Source organism: Lagierella massiliensis, from assembly GCF_001407835.1.
In the GTDB taxonomy this organism is placed as follows: domain Bacteria; phylum Bacillota; class Clostridia; order Tissierellales; family Peptoniphilaceae; genus Mediannikoviicoccus; species Mediannikoviicoccus massiliensis.
Genome location: NZ_CYUO01000005.1, coordinates 710,146 through 727,144 on the forward strand (window position 1 = coordinate 710,146; position 16,999 = coordinate 727,144).

The following is a 16,999-nucleotide window of genomic DNA, read 5'->3' on the forward strand; positions in this document are numbered from 1 at the left end:
TTTGAAAGCTACGATTAAGAGGAGAATAGTATCTTCCTTTGTTTTTATCATTTTAATTACAGTAATAGTATTTGAAATTTTTTCCATATACTTTGTTAGATATTACTACTATTCTGTAATAAATGACAATTTAAAAAATGAAATATTGTATACATTGGACAAGTACAAGTCCAACTTAATTGAAGGAAATATTGAAAATTTAATAATAGATGATGCAGATAGATACTTTCGATCTTTAAAACCACAAGTGCAGATACTCAATAATTCAAAGACGGTTATATATGATAGCCTCGGTACGGATATGGTTGGTAAATCATTAAAGAACTATATTGATATTGATAAGGCAGTGGAAGGTGGAATGGGTCAGTATATTGGTAAGATGCCATATTCAGAAGATATGCTAATGGGAGTTTCTGTACCTATTAAAACTAAAGAAGGACAAATTGGAGTTATTCGCTTTGTTACTTCTTTAGAGCCTGTTAATGCAAAAATAAATAATCGTGTGATTGTCTTTCTGACATTTGGACTATTGGTATTAATATCTACAGCCGGTCTTTCTGTGGTAGTATCAAATAATCTAACTAAGCCTATTTATAAGCTTACAAAGTCAGCGGAGAAACTGGCTGAAGGACAATTTAATACGGTTGTAGAAGGTTCTAAATTTAAAGAACTTGATGCCTTGGCAAATACCTTAAACTACATGACTGATAATATTAAAGAGAAAGAAAAACTTAAAAATGATTTTATTTCTTCAGTTTCCCATGAGTTAAGAACTCCACTTACTTCAATAAGTGGTTGGGCAATGACTCTTTTAGTAGACCCTAAAGATACAGAACTTGTAACAGAAGGACTTGAAATAATTGAAAACGAAAGTAGCAGACTTGCCCGAATGGTTGAAGAGTTATTAGATTTTTCGAGATTCACCTCAAACAGAATTAAATTAGAAAAGCAAATGACGGACTTTACAGAGCTTTGTCTTGAAATAAAAAGGCAACTTACTCCAAGAGCAAAATCACTGGGAATTGATTTGATAATTAATTTTGAACCTAAACATATTATAGGTTTGATTGATCCAAATAGAATAAGACAGGTATTAATAAATTTGCTTGATAATGCTTTGAAGTTTACGGAATCAGGTGGAGTTGTAATACTCAATATATCAGAAGATGAAAAAAATATTTTTTTTGAAGTTATAGACACGGGAGTGGGCATTGACCATGAAGAGATTTCTCTAATAACTGGAAAGTTTTATAAAGGGAAAAATAGCAATTCTCATACAGGTCTTGGACTATCAATATGTGAAGAGATTGTAAAACTTCACAAAGGTGAAATGATGATATCTTCAAAACTTGGAGAGGGCACAACCATAAAAATTGCTATACCTAAGGAGGAAGAATGATAAAATGAAAAAAACTTTTATTATACTTATCATCCTACTTACTTTGACTTCATGTGTAAAATTGGAAGAATACGACGCCAATTCTGCAATAGTTGCGCCGAAAGTAAAGGATTTAATGCTTGAAGGAACTTGGGAAGTTGAAGAGTCAAAAAAGATAAACGATTCAGACATATCATATATAGATGTAACGAATCTATATATATCAAATGAAATATTCGAGTTTGGGAATAGATTTTCTATAAATCCACATTATGAGTCTAAACTCGTTAGCAGAGATTCATATTTTAAAAATCAGACAAATATCGATCCTGAAATTATAACAGATGAAGAGTTATTACAAGTTGTTGTTGTTTCTGACTCTGAAGGCTTTTATCAAGAGTTAGTGAAATTAGATGACAATAAAATATTTTTGGAATCTAATCAATTTACCTATTTTTTAACAAAAACATCTGACGAAGTTTCTGAAGATATTGTTAAGAAATATGAAGACGGTCAAATCCCTATAAGAGAAGCTTACAATGGTATAGTTGGAGCAACTGTATCACTAAAATTCCAAAGGGAAATTGATGGACACCAAAACACATTCTATAAAACATATTACCTTTATTACAACAATTCAGGAGCAAATCTAAAAGCTAAGTATGCATATGAAATGGATGATATATTCCTTGTAAGAAAGAACACTTTTAACACTGTAAACTATAATGAGGAATGGGAGAATGGAAAATATTCGGGTAGACTTGATTTAACTGAAATAGGATCAAAAGATGAAGGAGTTTATCTATATGAAATTTATAAATCCTCAATACCCTTTGAATTATCTTATATGTCAAGTAATTTTTATAGCATTATTTTGAGAAATCCAGTTAATGAAAATCAAATTGATTACAGGATAAGACATATTAATTCATTCAACGAAGATCCACCTCTGGACATAGAGGACATTGCAGGAACTGAAGGCGTAAAATTAATTAAAGAGATAATAAACAAAGAAAAAGAGAAATCGAAGCTACAAAGCCCACTTAGAATAATGACTGACTATTTTAATTTAGGATTAGTTAGAAAAAATGGATCTTGGCAATTTAAAACAAGTTTAATTACAGGGGATAAGGGAGAGTCGACCTATAAGGATATAGATTTAAACTTACCTATTGATAATAATATAATTAAGGAACCAACTTTAGACAAAAAGTGGGATGATATAAAAAAACAATTCCCTGAGCTTATTGATATTGCCTATTCACCAGAAAAGAATTTTTATGTAGTTTTAACAGAAGAAAATTTGATATTTTATAATATTACATCTAACGAACCTATTATAAAGCTTGAATTGCCAACGGGCTATACTAAGAAATTAATAAAAATAGATTGGCCTGTAGGAAGTAATGCCGATCTTTGGAAAGGTTACTTTATAAATGGTTCAGGTACAAAGTTAATTAAAACTGAATAGGAGAAAAGGACTTAGCGGAATATCCGTGAAGTCCTTTTTATTTAACATCTGTTTTTTTTCTATTTAGGATACAAATCACAATACCTATAACAACAAGTATAAGGCTTAATATTTGAGATACTCTCATACCTAAAAAATATAGGCTGTCAGTACGAAGTCCCTCTACGAAAAATCTTAAAATTCCATATAGTATAAAGTAAAGTGAAATGATTGTACCTTTTTCATTACGATTTTTCTTGCAAAGATTATAAAGTATTAAAAAAATTATAAAGTCTCCTATAGATTCATAAAGAAAAGTAGGATGTACTTTTTGTCCATCTATTATAATTGCCCATGGAAGGTCCGTTGGTCTACCATATGCTTCTTTATTAATAAAATTTCCCCAACGTCCAATTGATTGTCCTAAAGCAATTCCAGGAGCAAATATATCTAAAATTGTAAGAAATGGAATACTTTTTTTCTTGGAGTAGAAATATGTTATTAAAAAAGCTGTTAAAAGACCTCCATAAATTGCAAGTCCACCATTTCTAATCATTATTATCTCTGAGGGATGTTTACTATAATAATCCCAGCTGAACAATACATAGTAAAGTCTTGCACCTAAGATTGCGGGAATCAATGCCCAAAGTAATAAGTCAGAAGGCATTTCTTTATCATGTCCTTTAACAACTGCAAGTTTATTTGTAAAGAAAAGTCCAAGTATAATTCCTGTAGTTATAAGTATTGCATACCACATAATATCTATTCCAAAAATGCTAAAAGCTACAGGATTTATATTAAATTCCATATTACACCTCGAAATCTTCAGGTATAGCCCAATTATGATATACATCTTGAACATCATCATTATCTTCAAGAGTATCAATTAACTTAAATAAATTTTTTATGTCATCGCTATCAGTTACAGACACTTCTGTATTAGGAAGATATGTTAAATCGCAGAATTCAAATTTATATCCTGACTCAGATAATGCATCTCTTACATTTGAGAAATTTTCTACTTCAGTTAAGATTTCAAAAACTTCGTCATCATCTTCCTTAAAGTCACTTGCACCAGAATCAATAGAAGTCATCATAAGTTCTTCTTCATCAACACCATCTTTAAGGATTTCTAATAGACCTACTCTGTTGAAAGAAAACATAACAGAACCTGTTGTTCCAAGATTGCCTCCAAATTTATCAAAGGCATGGCGTACTTCAGGTGCAGTACGGTTTCTGTTGTCGGTTAAACATGATACGATCATTGCAACACCACTTGGGCCATATCCTTCATAAATAATCTCTTCATAATTGTCTTGTTCATTTGACCCAGAAGCTTTTTTTATCGCTCTTTCAATATTGTCATTAGGCATATTTTCAGCCTTTGCTTTTTCAATAGCTGTTTTTAAACTTGCATTATAATCTGGATCAGCTCCACCTTCCTTAGCAGCAACAATTATTTCCCTTGTAAGTTTAGTAAAAACTTTTCCTCTTCTTTTATCTTCGCTACCTTTTTTGTTTTTAATTTTACTCCATTTATTATGTCCTGACATTTAATAATCACCTCTATTTAATTTAAAAATTTCTGGCATATGCTTTTTATGACTGTTAATTTTAATAAGCCTTTCTATTTTATCAACAGTTTCTTTTTTGCCTACACCATTAAGAATATAATTGTCTAACTCTTCATATGAAAAGCCTAACTCATCTTCGTCACTTTGACCTTCCCAAAGTCCAGCAGAAGGTTTCTTCTCAATAATTGAACTTGGAATACCCAAGTGTTTAGCAAACTCAAAAATTTCTGTTTTTGTAATATCAGCAATAGGGGAAAAATCAACACCATAGTCTCCAAACTTTGTGCTGTAACCTATTGTAAATTCAGATAGATTAGTTGTTCCTATAACAAGGAAATTATTTATTTGTGCATGATAGTACAAAGTGGTCATCCTGAGTCGCGGTTTAATATTCGAATATGCTAAAGTATTGGTACTTTGAGTATAAATGTTTTTTAACGATTTATATGCATCTGTTAAATCCAATATTTTCACGTTTAAGTTAAATTCCTCTTGTAATTTAATGGCATCATTATAATCAGAACCTTTTTTTTCTATTGGCATAATAAGACCCAAAGCATTATCTTTAAAAATTTTATTTGCAAGCACTCCAACTACTGAAGAGTCTAAACCTCCACTAAGTCCATAAATAACACCTTTACAACCAGCAGACTTAACATAGTTTTCTATCCAATTGCATAAATCTTTTTCGAGTTTAAGATAATCCATGTTACCTCCTAAATATATAACTTATCACCGATGGTATCAATTAAAACTTCATCTAATACTTCCATCAATGCCTTTCCAGAAGTTATGTTCATTATATCGCTTCTAAAAGATTCATAATCTTCTTTAGGCACATATATATTAACATTAACCATCTCTAAAAAATCTTTCTCATGAATCAAAAGTTTTTTATCTTCACAGTAATTTAAGAATTTACCTAAATTATTATAATCAATTTTTATCATAATATCCAAGAATTCTTTTTTTAAAATTTCTTGTGAAATTTGAGTTACCTCATTACAACTTTCTGAATAGGCTCTAACAAGCCCTGATGCACCAAGAAGAATTCCGCCAAAATACCTTGTTACCACAACAACCACATCTGTAAGTTCTTTTTTTCTCAAAATATCGAGTATTGGCATACCTGCAGTTCCTTGTGGCTCACCATCATCAGAGTACTTTTGTGTGAGTCTATCTTCTCCAATAATATAAGCGTAGCAATGGTGCCTTGCTTGAGGTTGTTCTTCCCGTATTTTAGATATAAAACTTTCAGCCTCTTCTTCGTTAGAAACTGGCGAAAGATTTGCTATGAAAATAGATTTTTTTATTGTGATTTCACAACTTTCTTCTTTTAAAACAGATTTATACATAATTTCAACTCCGAAAATTCACTATAGTACTAATTATATCAGTTCCTTTTGAAATTGAGAAATCATCATAAATTCAAAAATATTTTATACTATGTTATAATATAGTAGATAAAAAGATGGAGGTTACAATGAAAGATACTATAATGTCTGGCTTTGCAAAAACGATTAAATTGATTATTATTTTAATTTTAATTACATTTACTCTGATTTGTGGAGCGGTAGGGGTTTCCATAGTCGGTGTACTTGAAAACACACCTCATGTAGAACCCAGTCAAATAGATGAACTTCTTTCCCAAACTTCAGAAATTTTAGATTCATCGGGAAATAAGATTGAAACAATTCAAACCAGCGAATTTAGAGAATTGATTACATATGATCAAATCCCTGAAAATTTAATTAACGCATTTATAGCGATTGAAGACGAGAGATTTTATGAACATAATGGAGTTGACCCTAAAGGTATATTAAGCTCTGTATATGACAATATAAAATCATCAAACCTTAGAGGTGCTTCAACTTTAGCACAACAATTATCAAGAAATATTTATTTAAATTCTGAACAGAGAATCGAAAGAAAGATAAAAGAAGCTTATCTTGCAATTCAGTTAACAGAATCTTTAGGCAGAGAAGGGATACTTGAAAAATATATGAATACTGTATTTCTTGGACAAAATGCCTATGGAGTTCAAGCTGCAAGTAAAACTTATTTTTCAAAAGATGTAAAGGATTTAACCCTTGCCGAATGTGCAGCAATTGCATCTATAGTTAAAAGTCCTTCAAACTATGCACTATATAGAACAATATTACCAGAAAAAGTTGTAGAAGGAGATATTGTAAAAGGAGATATTGAACTTAACGGAACTGTGTATAAAGTTATATATAATGATTCTGCAATAGATAGACAAAGACATGCACTAAAAAATATGCTTGAACAGGGATATATAAATCAAGAACAGTATAATGAAGCAGTCCAAGAAGATATAGCAGCAGCACTAAACCCTGGAAGAAATTCCACAAAACAAGTTATATCTTCATACTACTCAGATTTAATTACAAAACAGGTTATAGAAAAATTGCAAACAGAATTAAATTATACAAAAGATGAAGCTATTGCTAAGTATTATAATGGTGGAATTAGAGTTTATTCTGCAATAGACATGGATATGCAAAATCAAATTGAAGATATTTTTTCAAATTTCTCATCTGTAGTCTTACGAAATTCTGGAAGCAAGAGAAGACCAGCATTTTTAAACTGGTCAGCAGATAGACAAGGAAATATTACAAATTTAAGCGGAAAGATAGTCTATTTCAGACAGGAAAATTTATTTAACGGTGAAGATACTCTCTTATTAACACCACAGGAGTATGAAGCAAATTCTGATGGAAGCATATTGATAAAGTCAATGAAAATCGGTGTATACGGAAACTTCCTTGACCCTAAAGATTATTTCACAGTAAATGATGAAAATAACTTAGTAACACATATAGTTTCAGCTTCAGGAAAAGCAATCGTAGAAAAAGATCAAGTTCAACAGACTGAAAATGGAATACTTGTATCTAAAGAAGTTATGGATAAAAATCCTGATCTTTATAATATCGATGAAAGTGGAAATTTGATTTTTAATAACGAATACTTCAATATCGATAAAGAAGGAATACCACAACCACAAGGATCAATAGTCGTTATTGACCACAACACAGGTCAGATTAAAGCCGTTGTAGGAGGAAGAAACCAAAAGGGAAGAATGATACTTAATAGAGCTACAGACGTGCCAAGACAACCTGGTTCATCAATCAAACCAGTTTCAGTATATATTCCGGCTTTAGACAATGGCTACACTGCAGCAACACCTATAGATGACACACCTACCTACTATAAAGGAAAATTGTGGCCAAAGAACGTATATGGATACTATAAAGGACTTGTATCACTAAGAGAGTCATTAAGAGATTCTATAAACGTTACAGCAGTTAAAACAATTGAAGATGTTGGAATAGATAAATCAAAAGAATACTGGGAAAAGTTTGGACTTATAAAAAAAGACCAAACAAAAGATGACTATGTATCATCCAGTGAAAATCCGCAAATAAATGACGAAAACCCATCATCAATGGCGCTTGGAGCCATGACATATGGTGTTACGAATTTAGATTTAACAGCAGCATATGCTGCAATTGCAAATAAAGGACAGTATATAGAACCACTTTCATTTACAAAGATAGAAGATTCAAAAGGAAATGTACTATTAGAAGATCCAGGTGAAAAACGTCAAGTTATAAGCCCGCAACTGGCATATTTAATTACAGACATTATGAAAGATGTTCTTACGGTTCCATATGGAAACGTAGCATACGACCCAAATAATGATTTAGCAGGTAAAACAGGTACAACACAAGAGAATCAGGACGTATGGTTCGTGGGTTTCTCAACCCATTACACAATTGGATCATGGATTGGATTTGATAATCAACAATTGAAACTATCACAGAATGGAGGACAGGCTGTAAGACTTTGGAGAGCAGTTAATAATAAAGTTTTAGAAGGCAAGGAAGCATCAAAATTTATTGAGCCAGATGGAATAGTTCATATGACTGTCTGCACAATAGGAGATGCAAAACCTACTAAAGCTTGTTATGCAGACCACAGGGGAGTTGTTAAAGACGAAATATTTGTTGAAGGTACACAACCTACAAACTATTGTAAAGTTCATCAATTCACAAGCACTGGGCTTAAACTTGTAAGACCAATACCTTACGATCCAGGAACAAGTGGAATCTATCCAAGAGACTGGAATATCTTTAAGACCATCGACCCTAAAAAAGAAGATGAAGATGATGAAGATAAACCAGATAATAATAACAACAATCGGGACAATAATAATAACAATAATAACAATAATAACAATAATAACAATAATAACAATAATAACAACCAAGGTGGATCAAGACCAACAGAACCACCTCAACAGCCACCTCAGCAAGGCGAAGATGACGAAAACTAATTTAAAAGATCCAGAATTCTGGGTCTTTTTTTAATAATGTAAAATTCTTTCAAAAATTTTTCAAAAAAACTTGCAAAATTTTATAATTAGTGTATACTATTATTTGTGATGTTGATGGATTTAGTACACGATGAAAATAATTCCATAAAAAACTTGACTTTAAGTTTTATACATGGTATTATTACTAGGTACTCATCTGGTGGGTGTGGCCTAGCTGGTTAGGGCGTCAGATTGTGGCTCTGAAGGTCGTGGGTTCGAATCCCATCTCCCACCCCATATGAGCGGGAATGGCGGAATTGGCAGACGCGCTAGACTTAGGATCTAGTGTCATTGACGTGGGGGTTCAAGTCCTCTTTCCCGCACCAAATAACCTCAGATAGCTGATTAGGCTGTTTGAGGCTTTTTTTATTTTTGAGAAAGTTAAATGATTATAATAAAGTAATAATTTCAATATGAATTTGATTGCTTATTTAGAAATGTTAAACTTGATTTATAAAAAATTATAAACGAATTTCCTAAGGAGTTTAGTAATGATAGGTTTGAGGACAAAGGAAGATGAAAAATTCATAAAATACTTTAAAATTGTTCAAAAGAAAGCAGAAAAAAATGGGTTTGTTTTTTTCTTGGATTTTGGAGAATGTAATGATATCCCATTCAATGATATGATAATTGACGAATTGTTTGGATGGAAAATTCCGGTTGGAAAAGCAAAAGAGTTTGAAAAGGTGTTTATTTATAGAAAAAACACATCAGAGTGGGATAAATATTGTTCATGGGTTATACCGAAAATTAATAAAGATAATTTAGTAATTAATTTTGAATAAATGAAAGAACTAAGGAAGACTAAGATGAAAAAATGACTTGCCTATATATGAAGAGTTTAGAGAAGCGGTTATTAAAAACTTTTCTGAAAATAGGGAAATAAAGATGATGAGTAAGTAGAAATTTGTTTAGCTGAAAATTAAGCTATAATTGAAAGTGCTTACAGAACAAATGTGAAGAGGATAGGAAATGGTTTTACCAATCGAGAATGGTTTATGCACGCAGGAGTCTATGCCTGTGCCTTTAATTTATATTTGATAGTTTTTTTGGAGTTAAAATAAATAAATCTCAAATGAGATGATAGCTTTTTATATAAAATATCATGCTAAGGATATTAAATAATATTTCTTTCTAACTAGTGAAGATAAATTTTTAAGATTAACAAAGCAAAAATATTTTGAAAAATGAATAATAGAATTAAGTAGATTTGAGGATATATTTTTATTTGCTATAATTTAATTAGTATGTATAAGAAAATAAAAAAGCTTGCAACTTTGCAAGCATAATGCAGAACATCTGCTGCCTATTTGAAATAGGCGATTTGAATAAATTTTTATTTGAACTCGTCATGTAATTTCATTTAATAGAGTAGCATGAATTTATATTATTGTCAAATTTCCAAGGAGGACTTATGAAAAACTTTAAAGATTATTATGTTGGTCTTGACATTGGTACATCATCCGTTGGATGGGCAGTTACAGATGATAGTTATAATGTTTTAAAATTTAACAGTAAGAAAATGTGGGGAGTTCGTGTTTTTGATGAGGCAAAGACGGCGGAAAGTAGGCGCTTACAAAGAGGCGCAAAGAGAAGGCTTGACCGTAGGAAAGAACGTATAAATTTGCTACAAGATTTTTTTGCTGAAGAAGTTTCAAAAGTAGATGCAAATTTCTTTTTAAGATTAGATAATAGTGATCTTTACAAAGAAGATAAAGATGAAAAATTAAAATCTAAGTATACATTATTCAATGATAAAGATTTTAAAGATAAGGATTATCATGCAAAGTACCCTACAATTCATCATCTTATTATGGATTTGATAGAGGATGACAGTAAAAAAGATATTAGATTGGTATATTTAGCTTGTCATTATCTTATTAAAAATCGTGGACATTTTATATTTGAAGGACAAAAGTTCGATATAAAGGAATCTTTTGATACTTCTATTGATAATTTAAAAATCCATTTGAAGGATGAATATTTTATTGATTTAGAATTTGATAATTCAGATTTAATTAAAGTGATAACGGATGATACGCTAAACAAAAGTGAGAAAAAGGAAAAACTCAAAGATATTGTAGGAGATACAAAGTTTTTGAAAGCGATTTCTGCAATTATGATAGGAAGCTCTCAAAAGCTTAATGGATTATTCGGATATGATGAAGAATTAAAAAATGAAACTATAGATTTTTCAAAATCAGATTTTGATGAAAAACATGGTGATTTTGAAGCGCTATTAGGTGAAAAAATAGCACTTCTGGATATTTTAAAAGAAATTTATGACTCATCTATTCTTGAAAATTTATTAAAAGAAGCTGATAAGTCAGATGATGGTAATAGATATATTTCTCAAGCTTTTATAAAAAAGTATAACAAACATGGATCTGATTTAAGAAAATTAAAAAGCATCATAAAAAAATACTTGCCTTCAAATTATGATGAAATCTTTAGAGAAGAAAATATACAAGATAATTATGTTGCCTATACCAAATCAAATATTACTAATAATGAAAGAAAAAAAGCTACTAAATTTACTAGCCAAGAAAATTTTAATACATTTATAAAGAAAAAACTTGAAATAATAGAAAAAGACATAAAGGAAGAAGATAATGAAGATTTTATTATCTTGAATGAAATGCTTAATGATATTAAAGAAAAAACTTTTATGCCTAAGTTAAAATCTTCTGACAATAGTATTATTCCTTATCAGTTAAAGCTTATTGAGTTAGAGAGAATTTTAGATAATCAATCAAAATATTATGGTTTTTTAAATTCATCTGATAAGTATGGTACTGTTGCAGAAAAAATTGCATCTATTATGAAGTTTAGAATTCCGTACTATGTTGGTCCATTAAATCCTGATTCAAAATATGCTTGGATAAAGAGAAGCGGTGGAAAAATAACTCCATGGAACTTTGAAGATGTTGTAGACTTAGATTCATCAAGGGAAGGATTTATTGATAGACTTATTGGTAGATGTACTTATTTAAAGGAAGAAAAAGTTTTACCTAAGTCATCTTTATTATATAGCGAGTTTATGGTTTTAAATGAGTTAAATAATTTAAAATTAAACGGCGTGATAATTAGCGAAGATATGAAGAAAAGTATCTTAGAAAATTTATTTAAAACAAAAAAGAAAGTCACTTTAAAAAGTGTTTCTAATTTGCTAAAAAAAGATTTTAACATTACTGGAGAAGTTTTACTTTCTGGAATAGATGAAGATTTTAAGCAGAACTTAAATTCATATATTGACTTCAAAAATATTATAGGAGAAAAAGTCGATAGAGATGACTATCGTAAAAATATAGAAGAAATTATAAAACTAATTATTCTATATGGCGATGACAAAAATTATTTACAAAAAAAGATAAAATCTGCCTATGGTGAATACTTCACAGATGCTGAAATTAAAAAGATAATTTCTTTAAAATACAGGGATTGGGGTCGACTTAGCAAAAAGTTACTTGTGGGCATAGAAGGTGTCAATAAAGATACTGGTGAGACAGGCAATATAATTCATTTTATGCGAGAATACAATTTAAACTTAATGGAACTAATGAGTAGTAAATTCACGTTTGTAGAAGAAATTCAAAAATCGAAACCTATTGATAATAGAAAATTATGCTATGAAATGGTAGATGAATTATATCTTTCACCTTCTGTAAAAAGAATGTTGTGGCAAAGCTTAAGGATTGTTGATGAAATTACCGGCATTATGGGAAATAACCCCAAAAAGATTTTCATTGAAATGGCAAGAGGAGAAGAAGAAAAAAAAGATAGAAAGAATTCAAGAAAGAAAAACATATTAGAATTTTATAAAAAAGGGAAAGCGGATTTTATAAAGGAAATTGGGGAAGATAGATATAATTACCTGGTCAGTGAAATAGAACGAGAGGAAGAACCTAAGTTTAGATGGGATAATTTATATTTGTACTATACACAACTTGGTAGATGTATGTATAGCTTAGAACCTATTGAACTTTCGGATTTAGCATCAAAAAACATTTATGATCAAGATCATATTTATCCTAAGTCGAAAATTTATGATGACTCAATTGAAAATAGAGTTTTAGTAAAAAAGAATTTAAATCATGAAAAGGGTAATATGTATCCAATTCCTGAAAAAGTTTTAAACAAAAATTGTTATTCGTATTGGAAAATGTTGCACGATAAAAAATTGATTGGCGATAAGAAATATGCAAGATTAATTCGTAACACGGCATTTAACGATGATGAATTACTACAATTTATTGAAAGACAAATTGTAGAAACTAGACAAGCGACAAAAGAAACTGCAAATCTTTTAAAAACTATCTGTAAAAACTCTGAAATAGTTTACTCTAAAGCTTCAAATGTAAGTAGATTTAGACAAGAGTTTGATATTTTAAAGTGTAGAACAGTAAATGATTTGCATCATATGCATGACGCTTATTTAAATATAGTTGTAGGTAATGTTTACAATACTAAATTTACTAAAAATCCACGAAATTTTATAAAAGATAAAGAAGAAAACAAAAGCTACAATTTAGAAAATATGTTCAAGTATGATGTGAAGCGTGGAAACTATATAGCTTGGATTGCAGATAATCATAAGGGAAGTATAAAAGATGCAACGATTAAAAGAATAAAGAAAGAAATACAAGGCACAAATTATAGGTTTACAAGAATGAGTTATATAGGTAAAGGGGAACTTTACAATCAAAATTTGAAGAGAAAAGGAAATGGTCAGTTTCCACAAAAAGAAAATTCGAAAAAATTCGATATAAATAAATATGGTGGTTATAACAAAGCAGGATCAGCATATTTTGCATTAGTTGAGTCAGACGGTAAAAAAGAAAGGGAAAAAACTTTAGAGACTATTCCTATAATAGTGAACAATAAAGTTAAAAATGGGGAAAAAGATGCTATTTATAATTATTTAACAAAAAATCTTGAGCTAAAAAACCCAGAAATATTAGTAAATAAGATTAAAATTAATGCATTAATAAAATTAGATGGATTTTTCTACAATATAACAGGAAAAACAAATGATTATTATTTAATAGCTCCTGCAGTGCAGCTTATTCTTGATAAAAAAGATGAAAAAACAATAAGAAAACTAGAAAAGTTCTTAAGTAGAAAATTAAAAGATAAAAATGCCAAAGTATTAAAATCAGATGGTATTGAATCAAAAGATATATTGAGTTTGTATGATAATTTATCTGACAAATTAAATAACTCTATTTTTAAATATAGAATTAAGAATTTATCTGAAGTAATAACATCAGGAAGAGACTTGTTTATAAATTTAAAAAAAGAAGATCAAATATTGGTTTTAAAAGAAATGTTGTTACTTTTCCAAAATATAAATAATGGTGTCGATTTAAGTTTAATAGGAAACGTGAACAAAAAAACTAAAAAACCAATAAAAGCTTCAGGGAAAACACTTCTATCAAAAAAGATAAATTATAATGAGTTTAAATTGATTAATCAATCAATAACTGGGCTATTTGAAAATGAATTGGATTTGATAAAGATATGACCTGGAGAGTTGTTGTAATAGAAAATAGAGCAAAACTTGAATTAAAACTGAGCCATCTTGTTGTAAGACAAGATGGCAATAAGGTTTCAAAAATATATTTAAAGGACATTTCACATATAATTGTAAATACCACAGAGGCTTCTATTACATTTGCGTTATTGAATGAAATTGTTAAAAATAAAATCAAGTTGATATTTTGTGATGAAAAAAGAAATCCAGCAGCAGAAATATCTCCATTTTATTCATCCTATAATACCAGCGAAAAAATACGTTCACAAATAAAATGGGATGATTATATAAAAGGCGATGTGTGGCAATTGATTGTTAAGCAGAAAATTAAGAAACAAATGAGTTTTTTAAAGTCGTGTAATAAAGAAGAATATAAAATGCTTCAAAAATATATAGATGAAGTAGAGTTTAAAGATAGTACGAATCGTGAAGGACATGCTGCAAAAGTTTATTTTAATGCACTTTTTGGAAAGGACTTTTCAAGGAGCGACGATTCGAATATCAATGCTGCATTAAATTATGGATATTCAATTTTGCTATCAACAATTAATAGGCAAGTTGTAACAAATGGATATATTACACAGATTGGTATATTTCATAATAATATGTTTAACCAATTTAACCTTTCGAGTGACTTAATAGAACCATGGAGAGTAATAGTGGACAATAAAGTATATAACAACATTAACAAAGTTTTTGACAAAGAACAAAAATTGGAGTTAATAAATATAATTAATGATTTTGTGAAAATAGATAACAAGTCTACAAGAGTTAATCAAGCCATAGATATATATGTTAGATCTGTGTTCGATGCATTAAACAATAGGGATTTATCTCTATTGAGGTTTCCAAGCTATGAGTTATAGATATATGAGAATAATTGTAATGTTTGATCTTCCAACATTAAATTCGATAGATATGAAAAACTATAGAACATTTCGGAAGTTTTTAGTAAAAAATGGATTTATGATGATGCAGGAATCAGTTTATAGTAAAATTGCACTTAATCAAAGTATGGCTAATTTAATAGCGAATAAAGTAAGGGATAATAAACCTCCTAAAGGACTAGTTCAAATGTTTATAATAACAGAAAAACAATTTTCAAGAATGGAAATATTAGTAGGTGAAGTATCTGAGGAATATATTACCGATGATAGGAGATTGATAATACTATGAATCTTATAACAGAATATCTTGAAAACTCATTTGAAATTAAATCAAAGACAATAAATACCTTAGTAATAGAAGACACTAAATATTTTACGCAGTTTTTAAAAATGTTAATAGAAGCTTTAAATAAAGAAAATGAAGAATTTGAATTAATAGAAGATTTAAAAAAATTGGATATTTCAAAATCTACTGAAATTATTTTTGATTTGTTTAATATAGAAGCTAATAATACAAATATACTAAAAAAACTTTATGCTGAACTTATAAGTGATATAAACTTGGAAGAAATGTACTCTAAAATGATGGATATGGAAAGTTGTATAATTAATGTAATTTATGATTTAATTTATAGATCCAGATTTCCACTAAAAATGGAAGAAGTAAATTATCAAGAGTTATTTAAAGCTGTGGGAGTTCAGTTTGATTATGACAAAACATCGATTATAGAGAGAGTAATAGAATACATGAAGGTAACCTCAGAATTACTCAATAAAAAATTATTTATCTTGATCAATTTAGATAGTTTTTTAAGTGAGGGAGATTTACTTGAACTAATCAAATTCTTAAGCTACAATGAGATTAAGGTTTTAGCCCTACAAAATAAAATCACGAGAGAAGTCGAACCTTGTGAAAATCTAAGAATTGTTGATAAAGACCTATGTGAAATATAGCCACCGTCAAAGCTATTTGCTCTTAAAATCTGAAATTGAGGTTTGAGAGTTATGTAATTTCATATAGGACTAAAACTGAGATTAGAAGAAGAAACACACGCTAAACTGTTTGAGAGTTATGTAATTTCATATAGGACTAAAACAAAGTTTTTTGATATTTTAATTTTAAGCAAGTTTGAGAGTTATGTAATTTCATATAGGACTAAAACTGTGTGGAGATAGCACAAATATAAATGATTGTTTGAGAGTTATGTAATTTCATATAGGACTAAAACGAGCATGAATATCTACAAGTATACCAAGGGGTTTGAGAGTTATGTAATTTCATATAGGACTAAAACAAAGTTTTTTGATATTTTAATTTTAAGCAAGTTTGAGAGTTATGTAATTTCATATAGGACTAAAACCCTGAAACATATTTAGTGGTAATATCTTTAGTTTGAGAGTTATGTAATTTCATATAGGACTAAAACGGTTACGGTATCTTTGATGATTTCAAGTTTGTTTGAGAGTTATGTAATTTCATATAGGACTAAAACCGCCGATATTTACTGTGCCTGTACTACTGTCGTTTGAGAGTTATGTAATTTCATATAGGACTAAAACATAGAGGTGTTAGATGAATAAGGAAGAGTTGTTTGAGAGTTATGTAATTTCATATAGGACTAAAACCAGTGCATCAACAGTTGGGTCTGTAAATAATTTTGTGTATCAACCTAAATCCTGATATAAGGGTAAGGGTTGATACTTTTTTTATATATCAATACCTATCCGTTCCTATATTAATGGAGCTTATATTATTTTGCACGACTTTAGTAAACTGTCAA

12 protein-coding genes, 2 tRNA genes and 1 CRISPR repeat array are annotated in these 16,999 nt (G+C 29.4%); of the genes, 10 read left to right on the plus strand and 4 right to left on the minus strand.

Going from position 1 to position 16,999, the window contains the following annotated elements:
- Window position 1 precedes the first annotated feature (1 nt).
- Window positions 2-1,399 (plus strand): sensor histidine kinase, encoded by a 1,398-nt coding sequence (locus tag BN2746_RS06980; RefSeq protein WP_082420230.1) that lies wholly within the window; start codon window positions 2-4, stop codon window positions 1,397-1,399.
- A 4-nt stretch (window positions 1,400-1,403) separates the two neighbouring features.
- On the plus strand, window positions 1,404-2,849 hold the full coding sequence (locus BN2746_RS06985) for a hypothetical protein (RefSeq protein ID WP_055079068.1): 1,446 nt from the start codon (window positions 1,404-1,406) through the stop codon (window positions 2,847-2,849).
- 37 nt (window positions 2,850-2,886) lie between these two features.
- Here the strand turns inward: BN2746_RS06985 and lgt are convergent, their stop codons facing one another.
- The 4 genes from lgt to BN2746_RS07005 are packed head-to-tail and all read right to left on the minus strand — an operon-like array spanning window position 2,887 to window position 5,757.
- Window positions 2,887-3,636, minus strand: a complete 750-nt coding sequence (gene lgt, locus BN2746_RS06990; protein WP_055079069.1) for a prolipoprotein diacylglyceryl transferase — start codon at window positions 3,634-3,636, stop codon at window positions 2,887-2,889.
- A 1-nt stretch (window position 3,637) separates the two neighbouring features.
- On the minus strand, window positions 3,638-4,381 hold the full coding sequence (locus tag BN2746_RS06995; RefSeq protein WP_055079070.1) for a YebC/PmpR family DNA-binding transcriptional regulator: 744 nt from the start codon (window positions 4,379-4,381) through the stop codon (window positions 3,638-3,640).
- On the minus strand, window positions 4,382-5,110 hold the full coding sequence (gene nadE, locus BN2746_RS07000) for an NAD(+) synthase (RefSeq protein ID WP_055079071.1): 729 nt from the start codon (window positions 5,108-5,110) through the stop codon (window positions 4,382-4,384).
- An 8-nt stretch (window positions 5,111-5,118) separates the two neighbouring features.
- A complete protein-coding gene (locus BN2746_RS07005) occupies window positions 5,119-5,757 on the minus strand; it encodes a YigZ family protein (RefSeq protein WP_055079072.1) in 639 nt (212 codons plus the stop codon).
- A gap of 128 nt (window positions 5,758-5,885) precedes the next feature.
- Between BN2746_RS07005 and BN2746_RS07010 the strand changes: the two genes are divergently transcribed.
- The 8 genes from BN2746_RS07010 to csn2 all read left to right on the plus strand — a co-directional run bounded on the left by BN2746_RS07010 (window position 5,886) and on the right by csn2 (window position 16,172).
- A complete protein-coding gene (locus tag BN2746_RS07010; RefSeq protein WP_055079073.1) occupies window positions 5,886-8,759 on the plus strand; it encodes a PBP1A family penicillin-binding protein in 2,874 nt (957 codons plus the stop codon).
- Window positions 8,760-8,958: 199 nt separating this feature from the next.
- A tRNA-His gene (locus BN2746_RS07015) sits at window positions 8,959-9,035 on the plus strand.
- Window positions 9,036-9,040: 5 nt separating this feature from the next.
- Window positions 9,041-9,124, plus strand: a tRNA-Leu gene (locus tag BN2746_RS07020).
- Between the two features lie 174 nt (window positions 9,125-9,298).
- A complete protein-coding gene (locus BN2746_RS07025; RefSeq protein WP_187364075.1) occupies window positions 9,299-9,583 on the plus strand; it encodes a hypothetical protein in 285 nt (94 codons plus the stop codon).
- 629 nt (window positions 9,584-10,212) lie between these two features.
- Window positions 10,213-14,322, plus strand: a complete 4,110-nt coding sequence (gene cas9, locus BN2746_RS07030; RefSeq protein WP_055079075.1) for a type II CRISPR RNA-guided endonuclease Cas9 — start codon at window positions 10,213-10,215, stop codon at window positions 14,320-14,322.
- The gene (gene cas1 / locus BN2746_RS07035) at window positions 14,319-15,197 is read left to right on the plus strand and encodes a type II CRISPR-associated endonuclease Cas1 (protein WP_055079076.1); all 879 of its coding nucleotides are present in this window, start codon (window positions 14,319-14,321) and stop codon (window positions 15,195-15,197) included. Before cas9 ends, cas1 begins: the two co-directional genes overlap by 4 nt.
- The gene (gene cas2 / locus BN2746_RS07040; protein WP_197273095.1) at window positions 15,187-15,507 is read left to right on the plus strand and encodes a CRISPR-associated endonuclease Cas2; all 321 of its coding nucleotides are present in this window, start codon (window positions 15,187-15,189) and stop codon (window positions 15,505-15,507) included. Before cas1 ends, cas2 begins: the two co-directional genes overlap by 11 nt.
- Window positions 15,504-16,172, plus strand: coding sequence for a type II-A CRISPR-associated protein Csn2 (gene csn2, locus BN2746_RS07045; RefSeq protein WP_055079077.1), 669 nt, complete (start codon window positions 15,504-15,506; stop codon window positions 16,170-16,172). The genes cas2 and csn2 overlap by 4 nt, the downstream gene beginning before the upstream one ends.
- Window positions 16,173-16,212: 40 nt before the next feature.
- A CRISPR array of direct repeats spans window positions 16,213-16,844; the repeat unit is 36 nt; unit sequence GTTTGAGAGTTATGTAATTTCATATAGGACTAAAAC.
- Window positions 16,845-16,999: the final 155 nt, after the last annotated feature.

Excerpts from the sequence above, each read along its gene's own strand:
- BN2746_RS06985 (WP_055079068.1), top strand. The coding sequence starts at position 1,404 with ATGAAAAAAACTTTTATTATACTTATCATCCTACTTACTTTGACTTCA.
- lgt (WP_055079069.1), bottom strand. The coding sequence starts at position 3,636 with ATGGAATTTAATATAAATCCTGTAGCTTTTAGCATTTTTGGAATAGAT.
- BN2746_RS06995 (WP_055079070.1), bottom strand. The coding sequence starts at position 4,381 with ATGTCAGGACATAATAAATGGAGTAAAATTAAAAACAAAAAAGGTAGC.
- nadE (WP_055079071.1), bottom strand. The coding sequence starts at position 5,110 with ATGGATTATCTTAAACTCGAAAAAGATTTATGCAATTGGATAGAAAAC.
- BN2746_RS07005 (WP_055079072.1), bottom strand. The coding sequence starts at position 5,757 with ATGTATAAATCTGTTTTAAAAGAAGAAAGTTGTGAAATCACAATAAAA.
- BN2746_RS07010 (WP_055079073.1), top strand. The coding sequence starts at position 5,886 with ATGAAAGATACTATAATGTCTGGCTTTGCAAAAACGATTAAATTGATT.
- cas9 (WP_055079075.1), top strand. The coding sequence starts at position 10,213 with ATGAAAAACTTTAAAGATTATTATGTTGGTCTTGACATTGGTACATCA.
- cas1 (WP_055079076.1), top strand. The coding sequence starts at position 14,319 with ATGACCTGGAGAGTTGTTGTAATAGAAAATAGAGCAAAACTTGAATTA.
- cas2 (WP_197273095.1), top strand. The coding sequence starts at position 15,187 with ATGAGTTATAGATATATGAGAATAATTGTAATGTTTGATCTTCCAACA.
- csn2 (WP_055079077.1), top strand. The coding sequence starts at position 15,504 with ATGAATCTTATAACAGAATATCTTGAAAACTCATTTGAAATTAAATCA.